Genomic DNA, 14,613 nt, shown 5'->3' on the forward strand with positions numbered 1-14,613 from the left:
TGTTACTGACAAAGTGGTGTTCGCTGCGTGTTTCTGCGGGTGTATTTGCCCAAGAGTGGCGGGGGTCGCTAATGACCTTGGCAATAAATAGACGTTATAATTGTGGAGATAGCTTTACTTTCTTTACGGTCAATCGGCAAGGTGTTAGATTGATCACGTTTCCAGCAATAATTCGTTAATTGTTATTCAAACAAAATGTCTTCAAACAAAATGTTTTTTGGTCAGTTCAACAAAAAGTACATTTTGGGCGAAAGTCAAAAAAAGTCATAAACGAATCTGGAACACGGGTTTCTTTCTAAGCACCGGAACAATTCTAAGCACCGGAATAACCAGGCGAGACGTCTTGTACCTCTACATCGAGACACTGAAACAGCGACTGGATGCGATCAACCAATTACGAGTCGATCGCGCCTTGGCGGCCATGGGGCCAGCCTTCCAAAAGGTCTACAGTCTGCTACCGACCCTATTACATTGCCATCACCCACTGATGCCAGGTTACCTTGATGGTAACGTTCCCCATGGCATCTGCCTTTTCACGCCCAATGAAACGCAACAGGATTATCTCTCTGAGGTTGAAGCCAAATGGGGCCAGCCTTTGCAGCAGAATGTGGGCGGTGAACTGCCGATTACCGGCCTCTACTCAATGGGAAGCACGTCATCTATTGGTCAGTGTCATACATCCGATCTCGATATCTGGGTGTGTCACCAAGCCTGGCTTGATACCGAAGAACGCAACCGCCTGCAAAAGAAATGTAGCCTATTGGAAAAATGGGCCGCATCAATGGGTGTTGAAGTCAGCTTCTTCCTGATAGATGAAAACCGTTTCCGCCATAACGCCAGTGGCAGTCTGGGTGGTGAAGATTGCGGCTCCACTCAACATATTTTATTGCTGGATGAGTTTTACCGCAGTGCGGTTCGTCTGGCTGGGAAACGTATTCTGTGGAATATGGTTCCGGTTGAAGAAGAAAATAATTACGATGATTACGTGCTGTCGCTGTATGCGCAGGGCGTACTGACGCCGAATGAATGGTTGGATTTGGGCGGTTTGAGCACCCTGTCAGCGGAAGAGTATTTCGGGGCCAGTTTATGGCAATTGTATAAGAGTATTGATTCGCCTTATAAAGCGGTGCTGAAAACTGTCCTGCTTGAAGCCTATTCGTGGGAATACCCTAACTCCCAATTATTGGCGATGGAAATCAAGCAGCGGCTGCATGCCGGTGAAATTGTGGCGTTTGGCCTTGATGCTTATTGCATGATGCTCGATCGCGTCACTCGCTATCTGACCCAAATCAATGACACCACCCGCTTGAATCTGGTGCGCCGTTGTTTCTATCTCAAAGTGTGTGAGAAATTATCTCGCACGCCCGCTAGCGCTGGCTGGCGGCGTGAGATTCTCAGCCAATTAGTCAGTGAATGGGGCTGGAGTGACGAGAACCTGGCGGTGCTGGATAACCGCGCGAATTGGAAAATTGAACGGGTGCGTGAGGCGCATAACGAGCTGTTGGACGCCATGATGCAAAGCTATCGCAATTTGATTCGCTTTGCGCGGCGCAATAACTTGAGTGTCAGCGCCAGCCCGCAGGATATCGGGGTTCTGACCCGTAAATTGTATGCGGCATTTGAAGCTTTGCCGGGCAAAGTGACACTGGTTAACCCGCAAATTTCACCGGATCTTTCAGAAGAGCATCTGACCTTTATTCATGTCCCTGCGGGCCGTGCTAACCGCCCGGGTTGGTATCTGTATAATCAAGCGCCGTCAATGGATGCTATCGTCAGCCATCAGCCGCTGGAATATAATCGTTATCTGAATAAATTGGTGTCATGGGCCTATTTTAACGGCCTGTTGACGTGCAAAACACGGCTGCATATTAAAAGTGCCAATCTGTGCGATACCGTGAAACTGCAAGAGTTGGTGACAGATATCTCTCACCATTTCCCACTGCGCCTGCCCGCACCAACACCTAAAGCGCTGTATAGCCCGTGTGAGATTCGCCACTTGGCGATTATCGTCAATCTGGAACATGACCCTACTGCGGCTTTCCGTAATCAGGTGGTTCATTTTGATTTCCGTAAACTGGATGTTTTCAGTTTTGGCGAGCAGCAGCAATGCCTGGTCGGGAGCATCGATTTGCTGTACCGCAACTCATGGAATGAAGTGCGAACCCTGCATTTCAGTGGTGAGCAGGCGGTATTGGAAGCCCTGAAAACTATTTTAGGCAAAATGCATCAGGATGCAGCACCGCCAGAATCCGTGGATGTGTTCTGCTATAGCCAACACTTACGCGGCCTAATTCGTACCCGTATCCAACAATTGGTTTCTGAATGCATTGAGCTGCGCTTGTCCAGCACTCGTCAGGAACCGGGCCGTTTCAAAGCGGTGCGGGTTTCTGGGCAGACTTGGGGGCTATTCTTTGAGCGCTTAAGTGTCTCGGTGCAGAAATTGGAAAATGCCGTCGAATTCTACGGGGCGATTTCCAATAATAAGCTGCATGGGTTATCGATTCAGGTCGAAGCCGATCAAATTCATCTGCCGCCGGTAGTCGATGGTTTTGCTAGCGAAGGGATCATTCAGTTCTTCTTCGAAGGCACCGCAGATGAGAAAGGCTTTAATATTTATATTTTGGATGAGTCAAACCGCGTTGAGGTTTATCACCATTGCGAGGGCAGTAAAGAGGAGTTGGTGCGGGATGTCAGCCGTTTCTATTCATCTTCCCACGACCGTTTTACCTACGGCTCCAGCTTTATCAACTTCAACTTGCCGCAATTCTACCAAATTGTGCAGTTAGATGGCCGGACTCAGGTGATTCCTTTCCGCAGCAATACGCTGTCTCACCTGCATATTGCTGATAAAGAAACCTCCGCGCCAGCCCAGCAGTTTCAGCTACATTAACTTGAACAGTAAAAAGACACGCCAAAGTGTGTCCTTTTCGCAGATTACTGACCACGCTAAATGAAGGGGAATCGTGCCGTTGGGGCCGTAACGGCGTGAGCCGTCGGAGTGGCCCTAGGTGCGGTTAACCCTTCATTCACTGAACTCTCAAATAAGTTCGGTTAGCCAAAACTCACATTTTCCCCGGCTTGGGCGGTCACGGCTTCAGACAATTTAGTAAAGAATTCTTCGCCGCTACGAGAGCAATACCAATGCCCTTCGCGGTAATCAAAATGGTAACCGCCTGCTTTAGTCGCCAGCCATATCTGATGTAATGGCTCTTGGCGGTTGATAATAATCTTACTGCCATTTTCGAAAGTCAGGGTCATCACCCCACCATTGGTTTCATAATCAATATCGCTATCGCCGCTAAAACCGTCCAGTGTCTCTTCAATGTAAAGTGTCAATTGATCGGCTAACTGATGAAACTCGCTGTCGTTCATATTCAATTCCTATTGCTTTTCATGATCCACCTGCGATTATAGAGACCTTAGACGCGTGATTCACAGGCATTAATACATTTACCGGCGTCAAAACAATTTACAGGCGTTAAAAAATGAAGAAAAAATTATATTGGTCACTTACCGCGCTGATGGTGTTAGCACTTGCCGGTTGCGGCCTGAAAGGCCCGTTATACTTCCCACCGTCAGATAAGCCCAAGGTGGAAACGGCACAACAAGACAGCGGCCAGGTCGATAAGAATCAGCAGGGTATGCCGGGTGAATCGAAACCGACCCAGAGTATCGCTGGGCCACAGTGACCCTCCCTAGCGCAGCCAGATTGAGCCAATACCGAAAATTTAGCCGGTAAATAAAAGTCAGCGGAGTATGAAATGCAGTTCTCCAAAATGCACGGTCTTGGCAACGACTTTATGGTTGTCGATGCAGTTACCCAAAATGTTTACTTTTCGCCGGAGTTAATCCGCCGATTAGCAGACCGGCACACTGGCGTGGGCTTTGATCAGATGTTGGTGGTTGAGCCGCCCTATGATCCCGAGCTGGATTTTCACTACCGCATTTTTAATGCCGATGGCAGCGAAGTCTCTCAGTGTGGCAATGGCGCGCGCTGTTTCGCCCGTTTTGTACGGCTGAAGGGGCTGACCAACAAACGCGATATCAGTGTCAGCACCCAAACGGGCCGCATGATATTGAGCGTGACTGAGGATGAACTGGTTTGCGTCAATATGGGCGAGCCCAATTTTGATCCGCAATCCGTCCCTTTCCGGGCGACTAAAGCGGAGAAAACCTACATTTTTCGCGCCGCTGAGCACACGGTATTATGTGGCGTCGTCTCGATGGGCAACCCTCACTGTGTGATGCAGGTTGACGATGTTTCGGTGGCCAATGTTGCCTTGCTCGGCCCAGTATTAGAAAGCCATGAGCGCTTCCCCGAACGGGCCAATATCGGTTTTATGCAGGTGGTGAGCCGTGAACATATCCGCTTGCGGGTGTATGAGCGCGGAGCCGGTGAGACTCAAGCCTGTGGCAGTGGGGCTTGTGCGGCAGTGGCGGTTGGCATTCAGCAAGAATTGTTGGGTGAAGAGGTTCATGTCGAATTGCCGGGTGGCAGCTTGCATATCAGTTGGAAAGGGCCGGGTCACCCGCTGTATATGACCGGGCCGGCGACACATGTTTATGACGGCTTCATTCATCTATAGTATACCCGTCATACTTCAAGCTGCATGTGTGTTGGCCGCCTTCGTTCACCCCAGTCACTTACTTATGTAAGCTCCTGGGGACTCGCTCAGTTGCCGCCTTCATGCAACTCGAATTATTTAGGGTATAAATATTCATTATGACGGGTGTGACATGAAAAGTTCTGAGGAGCAGGCGCTAGCGGGTATCGAGTTAGACGACGATGCCGTGATGCAGTATTTATTGCAAAATCCCGACTTCTTTATCCGCAATGCTCGTTTGGTTGAACAGATGCATATTCCTCACCCGGTAAGAGGCTCAGTCTCGCTGGTGGAATGGCAACTGGGGCGTCAGCGTAATCAGATAGGTCAGTTGGAAGAAGAGATTACGTTACTGATGGAGCAGGCGGGTCTGAATGAAGTGTTATTCAACCGGTTACTGCAACTGCAAGGTAATCTTGCCGCCGCCAGTAGCTTGCAAGATATGCTCAATCGCTTGCAGCGCTGGGCCAGAGATTTCGGGCTGGCTGGGGCAAATGTCAGGTTATTCACTGACCGCTGGCAAACTGGCGCGCCCTCTGATTTCACCCATTTGGGGCTGCCTCGCCATGCTTTTGAGCCGATGCGCATTCAGCGGTTGGGTAATGAACGCCATTATCTTGGCGGCTTAAACGGGCCGGAATTGCTGCTGCTATTGCCTCAAGCTAAGCAAGTTGGGTCGGTGGCGTTATCATTGTTGGGCAAAGACGGCGATCTGGGGGTAATTATCTTCAGCAGCCGCGATACACAACATTATCAGCAGGGCATGGGCACGGTGATGCTGAATCAGTTATCTACATTACTGCCGAGCTTGCTGGAGCGCTGGATAGAGCCAGTATGACCGAATTTAGTGCTTCGCTTGCCCCGCAGGTCGAGGCTTTCTTGCGTTACCTCAAAGTTGAGCGCCAACTCAGCCCGCTGACTATCACCAGTTATCGACGCCAGTTGCAGGCGCTCATGGCAATAGGCGAGCAAATGGGCCTGGCGCACTGGCAGCGGCTTGATGCTGCTCAGGTGCGTTCCTTAGTTTCCCGCAGTAAACGCGCCGGTTTACACTCATCCAGCTTGGCTTTACGGCTCTCGGCTTTGCGCAGTTTCCTCAACTGGCTGGTCAGTCAGGGTGTTATGTCAGTCAATCCCGCCAAAGGGGTCAGTACCCCGCGCTCTGGCCGCCATCTACCGAAAAATATTGATGTCGATGAAGTCGATAAACTGTTGGATATCGACTTAAATGACCCACTGGCCGTGCGCGACCGGGCGATGCTGGAAGTGATGTATGGCGCGGGTTTGCGTTTATCGGAGCTGGTCGGCATGAACTGCAAACATGTGGATCTGGCGAGCGGCGAAGTGTGGGTAATGGGCAAGGGTAGCAAAGAGCGCAAAGTCCCCATCGGCAAGACGGCGGTCAAGTGGCTAAAGCATTGGTTGGAACTGCGTGAATTGTTTGAACCGCAGGATGATGCCATCTTTTTGGCCAATACCGGTAAGCGAATTTCCGCGCGAAATGTACAAAAACGCTTTGCTGAATGGGGCGTAAAACAAGGGGTTAGTAGCCATATTCACCCTCATAAACTGCGGCATTCTTTCGCCACCCATATGCTGGAATCCAGCGGCGACCTGCGCGCAGTACAAGAATTACTGGGCCACGCCAATCTGACCACCACACAAATTTATACTCATCTCGACTTTCAACATCTGGCAACAGTGTATGATGCTGCTCATCCACGGGCCAAACGAGGCAAATCCTGATGCATTTTTATCGTCCACTTGAGCGTATCTCCGCCATTACTTTCGATTTGGATGACACCCTGTATGACAATCGGCCGGTGATATCCCGTACAGAACAAGAATCTGTGGCATTTCTACAGCAATACCATCCCAATTTGGCGCAGTTACAAGCCGCAGATTTGCATGGTTTTCGCAGTGAATTACTGGCGCAAGACCCGGATATTTACCACGATGTCACTCAGTGGCGCTGGCATGCTATCGAGCTGGGTCTGATTCGCCATGGCTTGAGTAAGTCAGAAGCGCAGTGTGGGGCTGATGCGGCGATGGAAAACTTTGCCCTATGGCGTAGCCGCATTTATGTGCCGCCAGCCACTCATGACACTCTGAGCGCGTTGGCGGAGCATTACCCGCTGGTGGCCATCACCAATGGCAATGCGGATCCCAAAGCTTGCGGGCTGGACAATTATTTCCAGTTTGTTTTGCGCTCCGGCCCCCATGGCCGCGCCAAGCCTTTCCGCGATATGTATCATAAGGCGGCGAATCATCTGGATATTCCGCTGAAACATATCTTGCATGTTGGTGACGACCTGACCACGGATGTTGCTGGTTCGCTACGTTGTGGCATGCAAGCTTGCTGGATTAATGATCGTCAACAAAACCTGATGGCGGCCAGTGATAGCCGATTATTGCCACATATTGAAATTTCACAGTTGGCTTCCCTGACAGCATTGCTATAATCCTCTGCAATAACTCTGTATAAATTCACAGTGGAATGATGTTAAAATCGCCGGAAAACCGGCGATTTGGCTATTTTCCCTTACCCGATAAACGGTGCCTATGGACGTTTCTGATCTGCTCGACAGCCTGAATGAAAAACAACGCGAAGCCGTGGCCGCGCCACGCTGCAACCTGTTGGTACTGGCCGGTGCGGGCAGTGGTAAAACCCGGGTGCTGGTGCATCGCATTGCCTGGCTGTTGTCAGTAGAAAATGCCTCTCCGTACTCCATTATCGCGGTCACCTTTACCAATAAAGCGGCGGCTGAAATGCGCCACCGTATTGAGCATTTGATTGGCACCAGTCAGGGCGGGATGTGGATTGGGACTTTCCACGGTCTGGCGCACCGGTTGCTACGTGCTCACCATATGGATGCCAATCTGCCGCAGGATTTCCAAATCCTCGACAGTGACGACCAACTGCGCTTATTGAAACGCTTGGTTAAAGCATTGAATTTAGATGAAAAACAATGGCCACCACGGCAAGCAATGTGGTACATCAACGGCAAAAAAGATGAAGGGCTACGTCCACAGCATATTGAGAGCTACGGCAACCCGGTCGAAGCCACGTGGCTGCGTATCTATCAAGCCTATCAAGAAGCTTGTGACCGCGCGGGTCTGGTGGATTTTGCCGAGCTATTATTGCGTGCGCACGAGCTGTGGCTGAATAAGCCGCATATTCTGAATCATTATCGCGAGCGCTTTACCAACATTCTGGTGGATGAGTTCCAAGATACTAACAACATCCAATATGCTTGGATCCGCCTGCTGGCGGGGGATCGCTCCAATGTGATGATTGTCGGCGACGACGACCAATCAATTTATGGCTGGCGCGGGGCGCAGGTGGAGAATATCCAGCGCTTCCTGAAAGATTTTCCCGGCGCTGAAACTATCCGATTGGAGCAAAATTACCGTTCAACCAGCAATATTCTGACGGCAGCGAATGCCCTGATTGCCAATAATGACGGCCGCATGGGGAAAAATCTGTGGACTGAAGGCGCTGAGGGCGAGCCAATCTCGCTCTATTGCGCCTTTAATGAGCTGGATGAAGCCCGTTTTGTGGTGAACCGCATTAGAGCCTGGCGCGACAATGGCGGTGCGCTGAATGATTGTGCCATTTTGTATCGCAGCAACGCCCAATCGCGTGTTTTGGAAGAAGCTTTATTGCAGACGGCCACGCCATACCGTATTTATGGCGGTCAGCGTTTCTTCGAACGTCAAGAAATCAAAGATGCATTGGCTTATCTGCGCCTGATGTCCAATCGCAATGATGACGCGGCCTTTGAGCGGGTGGTGAATACACCAACCCGTGGTATTGGAGACCGCACCTTAGATGTGGTGCGCCAGACTGCCCGTGATCGCCAGCTAACGTTGTGGCAATCCACCCGCGCCATGTTGCAGGAAAAAGTGCTGGCAGGCCGTGCGGCTTCTGCGCTGCAGCGTTTTGTCGAGCTGGTGGATTCACTGGCGCATGAAACCGCAGATATGCCGTTGCATGTCCAAACTGACCGAGTGATGCGCGATTCTGGTTTGTGGTCGATGTATGAGCAGGAAAAGGGCGAAAAAGGCCAGGCGCGTATTGAAAACCTTGAAGAACTGGTCAACGCGACCCGTCAATATAGCTATCAGGATGAAGATCAGGATTTGATGCCATTGCAGGCATTTCTCTCACATGCGGCGCTGGAAGCGGGAGAGGGCCAGGCGGATGCTTATCAGGATGCCGTGCAGTTGATGACTCTCCATTCAGCGAAAGGGCTGGAGTTCCCGCAGGTATTCATCGTGGGTATGGAAGAGGGCATGTTCCCCAGCCAGATGGCACTGGATGAAAGTGGGCGGCTGGAAGAGGAACGGCGGTTGGCCTATGTGGGGGTCACCCGCGCGATGCAAAAACTGACACTCTGTTATGCCGAGAGCCGCCGTCTGTATGGTAAAGAAGTGAATCATCGGCCATCACGTTTTATCGGCGAACTGCCGCAGGAGTGTGTTGAAGAAGTGCGGCTGCGCGCGACAGTTTCCCGCCCGGTCAACCACCGCAGCATGGGGACGCCGATGAACGAAAATGACAGTGGCTTCTCACTAGGCCAGCGGGTGCGCCATCCTAAGTTTGGCGAGGGCACCATCGTCAACCTGGAAGGCAGCGGTGAGCATAGTCGGTTGCAAGTGGCTTTCCCCGGCGAAGGTATTAAGTGGCTGGTGGCGGCTTATGCCCGATTAGAAGCTGTCTAAGTTTACCCTGCAATATCAATAGGTTTGGGTAAACCCTGTGACTCAATGCCGCAGCGGTATTAGCGGCTCTCGCTCCCATCCTGAGCCGCCAGTTTTGCATCGGTTTCTGCTTGTAGCAGAATGGCTTTGCCCATCCACTGGGTAACATCCTGAATCCCAGCATCATCTAAATGCCAAATATCTTTCAGCACCATAAACACCTCTGATCCATAAATTAACGAAAATGCATGAATCACCCGTTGCAGTGCTTCTGGTGTTAATTTCCCTTCCAATGGCTCAACCGCCAGCTTTAACAACCGCTTACGGTTACCACGGACTAACTTCTCTTCATTGTTTGGATTGCTGCGGCTATCGGCCCATTGTTGCAAAGACAAGTGCAGCGCGGCTCGCAGCACGCCCTCATGTTGCAACATACGCGGATAAGCAAAAGACAGTAATTCAGCAATACGCTGGTGGGCATCGGGTTGAGTAGGCTGCCATTCCAATATTGGCCCAAGACTCTCATCGACCATGGCAGAAACCAAGGCACTTTGTGTCGGGAAATAGCGGTAAGCCGTGGCACGGGAAAGCTGGGCGGCATTGGCGACTTCAGTTATTGATGGAAATGCGCCTTGTTCATACATTGACATCGCGGTGTCAATAAGTAGCCGCCGGGTTCTAGCCCTGATGGTGGTTAGCGATGGAGGGGCGCGTTCTGGTTTATCTTGATAACTCACGGTCACTCCATGATCTAGAGATCGTATTTTTGCTCACTATAACAAACCGTTCGCACAAATCGCCATGAATGCTCTCCATATTCAGATTATTTTTGAGACTGTAGTCTCATATTTAAGTTATATGCTTTGCGAAAATGATACTACAGTCTCAATATGCTTCTATCTTAACCAACTCGCTTCATTTCTTGTGACATTCCGCATTCATAGAAGGATGTTCAGATGCCCCGTCATATTTTTATCGCGACCACGACAGATACCAAAGGCGATGAGCTGACTTATGTCAGTGAATTGATTAAAGCAACCGGCCTGACGACGGTCACGGTTGATTTATCGACCAAAGCAGGTCAGCACGCTGGCGGCGCTGATATCACGGCCGAAACGGTGGCGAGCCATCATCCTGATGGGCGTCAGGCCGTCTTCTGTGGTGATAGAGGGCGGGCGATAAGTGCGATGGCGGTGGCTTTTGAGCGTTTTATTGCCAGCCGTGATGACGTGGCTGCGCTGTTAGGCTTGGGCGGCTCCGGCGGCACGGCACTGATAACCCCTGCGATGCAAAGTTTACCTATCGGTATTCCTAAGCTGATGGTGTCAACCATGGCTTCTGCTGATGTTTCCGGCTACATCGGTGCCAGTGATATCGCCATGATGTATTCGGTCACTGATATTGCCGGGCTTAATCGTATTTCCCGCCGTGTGCTGAGCAATGCGGCCCATCAAATTGCCGGTGCGGTTTATTTTGCGCAAAAAGAAGAAATCGCGACCAATGATAAACCGGCGCTGGGTTTGACCATGTTTGGTGTGACAACCCCCTGTATTCAAGCGGTTAGCGCGGCATTATCGGCAGAATATGATTGTTTAGTGTTCCATGCGACCGGCAGCGGCAGCAAAGCGATGGAAAAATTGGCCGAAAGCGGCTTACTGGCAGGGGCGCTGGATTTGACCACCACCGAGGTCTGCGACCTGTTATTTGGTGGGGTATTAGCATGCGGCCCAGAAAGGTTTGATGCTATTGCTCACAGCCAAATTCCTTACGTCGGCTCTTGCGGTGCATTAGATATGGTTAATTTTGGTAACCCCGCCACCATTCCGACGAAATATGCCGACCGCTTGTTCTATGAGCACAATGCGCAAGTCACATTGATGCGTACCTCCGAGCAAGAAAACATTGAGATGGCGCGCTGGATTGGCGAGAAGCTTAACCGCTGCGAAGGCGAGGTGCGTTTCTTAATTCCACTGGGCGGATTTTCAGCGCTAGACGCACCGGGCCAACCTTTCTGGGATGAAAAAGCACTGAAAGCTTTTATCCACACGCTGGAAGAAACCGTGATTCAAACTGAAAAACGCCGTCTGGTGCACTATCCATTCAATATTAATGACCCACAGTTTGCCCAAGCTGCGGTAGAAAACTTTAAAGAAATAGCAAAGAGCCGATCCCATTAGGGCCATTACTGCTCACTGTAAACTTCGTGGAGAAGCATATGCCAAAATTTCAACGCCAGGCCATATTGGCTAAATTCCGGGAAATGATTGCCCGCCGTGAGCCGATTATCGGCGGCGGTGCGGGTACAGGTTTGTCGGCCAAATGTGAAGAAGCCGGCGGTATTGATCTTATCGTCATCTATAACTCGGGCCGTTATCGCATGGCCGGTCGCGGTTCGCTGGCCGGTCTGCTGGCCTACGGCAATGCCAATGAAATTGTGGTCGACATGGCAAAAGAAGTGTTGCCAGTGGTCAAGAACACGCCGGTGCTAGCGGGGGTCAATGGTACTGACCCGTTCTGTCAGTTTGACCACTTCTTGGATCAACTGAAAGCATTGGGCTTTTCTGGTGTGCAGAATTTCCCAACAGTGGGTTTAATTGACGGGAATTTCCGCGCTAACCTTGAAGAAACTGGCATGGGCTATGGTCTGGAAGTGGACATGATTCGTCTGGCTCACGAGAAAGATTTACTCACCACGCCGTATATTTTCAGTGCCGAAGATGCTGTCGCCATGACTCAAGCGGGGGCCGATATTATTGTTCCTCATATGGGGCTGACCACCGGCGGCAATATTGGTGCTGACACCGCGTTGAAGCTGGCTGACTGTGTGCCTCTGATTAATGAATGGGCCGCTGCCGCAAAAGCGGTGCGCGAAGATGTGATTGTGTTGTGTCACGGCGGGCCGATTTCTACCCCAGAAGATGCTCAATACATCTTGGATAATTGTCCGCAATGTGATGGTTTCTACGGTGCCAGCTCCATGGAGCGGTTACCAACAGAAGTTGCACTGACGGATACCACTAAGCAGTTTAAAAATATAAAACGTTGATTGTTTTGCCAATACCAAGGGAAAGCCTGTTCGTGATTTTTGCTGGATTATCAGCTAAATAAAGATGCAGGATACACAAAACCGAAGTCGAAGCTGGCTTCGGTTTTTTACTGATATTATTACTGATAGCGCGCGCCAATATCAGCCGTCGCATACCACGCCAATAGGTTGCTGACTTTCGCTTCACCCTCGGCGGGTGACCAACTGGCGAAGTATTCGGCAGTAATGGGCTGGTAAGGGCCGTGTTTAACTTCAAAAATAACCGCCCCTTCTTCCAGTGAGAGCACGGCGTGCCACACATTAGCGGGGATCTCCAGAATAGCGGTTTCCTGGCCCAATAGCGCACGGTGGGTGACTTTTCCTGCATCATCAAACAGCAGCACAATAAAGCTGCCGTGTAATGCTGTCAGTAATTCCCAAGTGTGAGGGTGGCGATGAGGGCGAACATAAGTCTCTGGCTCCATCGCAATCGCCAGGCGCTGTATGGGGTCGTCGAGCTGTGGGTGGAAGTTAAGATTGGCTCTCTGACGCGGTGACTGCTGGGCTTGCTGGCTCAACTGCACCAGAGTTTGTTGGGTGATTTGCTTCATTTTGGTCAAATATCCTTAAGAGTGGCTGACTGTAATCTAGCGTAAACAGAGCGATGTTATACCTGTCATACTTCAAGCTGCATATGTGTTGGCTGCTTTCACTACTCGGCCCGTCCATGGGCCTCGCCTCTGCTAGGCCGCTGCAAGCAGCGTTCAAATCTGCTCCCCGCAGATTTGTCACCCCAGTCACTTACTTGTGTAAGTTCTTGGGGATTAATGAGCCTCATCCTTGAGGCTCACCCTGCGGGCTAGCATAAATGCTGTTCAAATCGGTTCCCGACCGATTTGTCACTCACTTGCCGCCTTTCTGCAACTCGAATTATTTAAGGTATATAGCTGCGTGCTGTTGGATAATAAATCTTGCCGCTCAGAACTAAAAATTGTGCTCATGAATTAACACCTTTTAACCGGTTGACAGCCTTTTTCTTCTCGGCGTAACATGCGCGCACTATTCTTGATGAGGACATTCGCCTTGGACACACCCAGTAGATACTGGCTCAATAACCTGTTCATAGGGTGCAACTTCTAAGGCTATCCTCATATTTGCTGATAGCCTTCGTGGTTGTCAGCGGCCCCGCTAAACCGCCGCTGTGAGTCAGATCTCCTTATGGTCTGAAACAAAGGGTATTTCAATACTGACCTGTTTCTGTGCTTCAATGCGTTTTCCCTATCCATCACCGCAAGGGAGTTTTGGCACATGCTGAGCGCATTTAAATTAAGTAACAATCGCTTATCCCGTTTGGAGCTGGATGAATCAGATGACCTGACTTCCTCACTTTGGGTCGATTTAGTCGAGCCAGAAGAGGGTGAGCGGGAACGCGTCCAGAATGAGTTAGGGCAAAGCCTGGCCACGCGGCCAGAGTTGGACGACATCGAGGCCTCCGCGCGATTCTTTGAAGACGAAGATGGCCTGCATATCCACTCCTTCTTCTATTATGAAGATGCTGACGACCACGCCGGTAACTCAACTGTGGCATTTACTATTCGTGATGGCCGCCTGTATACCCTGCGCGAACGCGAATTACCGGCATTCCGCTTGTATCGCATGCGCGCGCGCAACCAAACACTGGTTGACGGCAACGCCTATGAATTGCTGCTAGATTTGTTTGAAACTAAAATTGAGCAGCTGGCAGATGAAATCGAGAATATTTACAGCGACTTGGAAGCCTTGAGCCGCGTCATCATGGAAGGCCAGCAGGGCGATGAATATGATGCTGCGCTCTCCACACTGGCAGAACAGGAAGATATCGGCTGGAAAGTCCGGTTGTGTCTAATGGATACCCAGCGGGCGCTGAATTTCTTGGTGCGTAAGGCCCGTTTACCCAGTGGCCAGTTGGAACAGGCCCGTGAGGTACTGCGCGATATCGAATCTCTGTTGCCGCACAATGAATCTTTGTTCCAGAAAGTTAACTTCTTAATGCAAGCGGCGATGGGTTTTATCAACATCGAGCAGAACCGCATTATCAAGATCTTCTCGGTGGTGTCGGTGGTGTTCCTGCCGCCCACCTTGGTGGCGTCCAGCTACGGGATGAACTTTGAATTTATGCCGGAATTGCGCTGGTCGTTTGGTTACCCAGGGGCAATCAGTTTGATGATTATTGCCGGGTTAGCGCCATATCTCTATTTCAAACGCAAGAACTGGCTTTAACCTTCGCCCTTGAAGTTGCAG

13 protein-coding genes are annotated in these 14,613 nt (G+C 50.7%); 10 read left to right on the plus strand and 3 right to left on the minus strand.

Annotated features, from left to right (window positions below):
• The first annotated feature begins 343 nt into the window (after nucleotides 1-343).
• On the plus strand, nucleotides 344-2,890 hold the full coding sequence (locus DXZ79_RS01035; protein WP_038638181.1) for a class I adenylate cyclase: 2,547 nt from the start codon (nucleotides 344-346) through the stop codon (nucleotides 2,888-2,890).
• A 161-nt stretch (nucleotides 2,891-3,051) separates the two neighbouring features.
• On the opposite strand, the gene cyaY is transcribed toward DXZ79_RS01035, so the two are convergent.
• On the minus strand, nucleotides 3,052-3,372 hold the full coding sequence (gene cyaY / locus DXZ79_RS01040; protein ID WP_038638184.1) for an iron donor protein CyaY: 321 nt from the start codon (nucleotides 3,370-3,372) through the stop codon (nucleotides 3,052-3,054).
• A gap of 113 nt (nucleotides 3,373-3,485) precedes the next feature.
• On the opposite strand from cyaY, the gene lptM reads away from it, so the two are divergent.
• From lptM to uvrD, 6 genes are all read left to right on the plus strand, one after another.
• Nucleotides 3,486-3,689: an LPS translocon maturation chaperone LptM gene (gene lptM, locus DXZ79_RS01045; protein WP_120010993.1), complete on the plus strand. Its 204-nt coding sequence runs from the start codon at nucleotides 3,486-3,488 to the stop codon at nucleotides 3,687-3,689.
• Between the two features lie 72 nt (nucleotides 3,690-3,761).
• Nucleotides 3,762-4,586 carry a diaminopimelate epimerase gene (gene dapF, locus DXZ79_RS01050; RefSeq protein WP_038638189.1) on the plus strand — a complete coding sequence of 275 codons (825 nt, stop codon included), beginning with the start codon at nucleotides 3,762-3,764 and terminating at the stop codon, nucleotides 4,584-4,586.
• Between the two features lie 151 nt (nucleotides 4,587-4,737).
• Nucleotides 4,738-5,442, plus strand: a complete 705-nt coding sequence (locus DXZ79_RS01055) for a DUF484 domain-containing protein (protein ID WP_038638192.1) — start codon at nucleotides 4,738-4,740, stop codon at nucleotides 5,440-5,442.
• A complete protein-coding gene (xerC, locus tag DXZ79_RS01060; RefSeq protein ID WP_072089229.1) occupies nucleotides 5,439-6,350 on the plus strand; it encodes a tyrosine recombinase XerC in 912 nt (303 codons plus the stop codon). The genes DXZ79_RS01055 and xerC overlap by 4 nt, the downstream gene beginning before the upstream one ends.
• Nucleotides 6,350-7,066, plus strand: a complete 717-nt coding sequence (yigB, locus tag DXZ79_RS01065; RefSeq protein ID WP_038638195.1) for a 5-amino-6-(5-phospho-D-ribitylamino)uracil phosphatase YigB — start codon at nucleotides 6,350-6,352, stop codon at nucleotides 7,064-7,066. The genes xerC and yigB overlap by 1 nt, the downstream gene beginning before the upstream one ends.
• Nucleotides 7,067-7,166: 100 nt before the next feature.
• Nucleotides 7,167-9,329 (plus strand): DNA helicase II, encoded by a 2,163-nt coding sequence (gene uvrD / locus DXZ79_RS01070; protein ID WP_038638198.1) that lies wholly within the window; start codon nucleotides 7,167-7,169, stop codon nucleotides 9,327-9,329.
• Between the two features lie 59 nt (nucleotides 9,330-9,388).
• Here the strand turns inward: uvrD and DXZ79_RS01075 are convergent, their stop codons facing one another.
• Nucleotides 9,389-10,045, minus strand: coding sequence for a TetR/AcrR family transcriptional regulator (locus DXZ79_RS01075; RefSeq protein WP_038638201.1), 657 nt, complete (start codon nucleotides 10,043-10,045; stop codon nucleotides 9,389-9,391).
• 219 nt (nucleotides 10,046-10,264) lie between these two features.
• Here DXZ79_RS01075 and DXZ79_RS01080 point away from each other — a divergent pair, with 219 nt between their 5' ends.
• Together DXZ79_RS01080 and DXZ79_RS01085 are read left to right on the plus strand one after the other, a co-directional pair.
• Complete coding sequence (locus DXZ79_RS01080) at nucleotides 10,265-11,485, plus strand: Tm-1-like ATP-binding domain-containing protein (protein WP_120010994.1); 1,221 nt, start codon at nucleotides 10,265-10,267, stop codon at nucleotides 11,483-11,485.
• A 38-nt stretch (nucleotides 11,486-11,523) separates the two neighbouring features.
• Complete coding sequence (locus tag DXZ79_RS01085) at nucleotides 11,524-12,354, plus strand: phosphoenolpyruvate hydrolase family protein (protein WP_120010995.1); 831 nt, start codon at nucleotides 11,524-11,526, stop codon at nucleotides 12,352-12,354.
• A gap of 119 nt (nucleotides 12,355-12,473) precedes the next feature.
• Here DXZ79_RS01085 and DXZ79_RS01090 read toward each other — a convergent pair whose 3' ends face one another.
• A complete protein-coding gene (locus DXZ79_RS01090; RefSeq protein WP_038638210.1) occupies nucleotides 12,474-12,944 on the minus strand; it encodes a WbuC family cupin fold metalloprotein in 471 nt (156 codons plus the stop codon).
• 697 nt (nucleotides 12,945-13,641) lie between these two features.
• Between DXZ79_RS01090 and corA the strand changes: the two genes are divergently transcribed.
• Complete coding sequence (gene corA, locus DXZ79_RS01100) at nucleotides 13,642-14,592, plus strand: magnesium/cobalt transporter CorA (RefSeq protein WP_004704595.1); 951 nt, start codon at nucleotides 13,642-13,644, stop codon at nucleotides 14,590-14,592.
• Nucleotides 14,593-14,613: the final 21 nt, after the last annotated feature.

This window comes from Yersinia rochesterensis (genome assembly GCF_003600645.1).
In the GTDB taxonomy this organism is placed as follows: domain Bacteria; phylum Pseudomonadota; class Gammaproteobacteria; order Enterobacterales; family Enterobacteriaceae; genus Yersinia; species Yersinia rochesterensis.

Bases quoted from the DNA above. Each gene is read 5' to 3' on its own strand.
- cyaY (WP_038638184.1), bottom strand. From the start codon at position 3,372: ATGAACGACAGCGAGTTTCATCAGTTAGCCGATCAATTGACACTTTAC.
- lptM (WP_120010993.1), top strand. From the start codon at position 3,486: ATGAAGAAAAAATTATATTGGTCACTTACCGCGCTGATGGTGTTAGCA.
- dapF (WP_038638189.1), top strand. From the start codon at position 3,762: ATGCAGTTCTCCAAAATGCACGGTCTTGGCAACGACTTTATGGTTGTC.
- DXZ79_RS01055 (WP_038638192.1), top strand. From the start codon at position 4,738: ATGAAAAGTTCTGAGGAGCAGGCGCTAGCGGGTATCGAGTTAGACGAC.
- xerC (WP_072089229.1), top strand. From the start codon at position 5,439: ATGACCGAATTTAGTGCTTCGCTTGCCCCGCAGGTCGAGGCTTTCTTG.
- yigB (WP_038638195.1), top strand. From the start codon at position 6,350: ATGCATTTTTATCGTCCACTTGAGCGTATCTCCGCCATTACTTTCGAT.
- uvrD (WP_038638198.1), top strand. From the start codon at position 7,167: ATGGACGTTTCTGATCTGCTCGACAGCCTGAATGAAAAACAACGCGAA.
- DXZ79_RS01080 (WP_120010994.1), top strand. From the start codon at position 10,265: ATGCCCCGTCATATTTTTATCGCGACCACGACAGATACCAAAGGCGAT.
- DXZ79_RS01085 (WP_120010995.1), top strand. From the start codon at position 11,524: ATGCCAAAATTTCAACGCCAGGCCATATTGGCTAAATTCCGGGAAATG.
- DXZ79_RS01090 (WP_038638210.1), bottom strand. From the start codon at position 12,944: ATGAAGCAAATCACCCAACAAACTCTGGTGCAGTTGAGCCAGCAAGCC.
- corA (WP_004704595.1), top strand. From the start codon at position 13,642: ATGCTGAGCGCATTTAAATTAAGTAACAATCGCTTATCCCGTTTGGAG.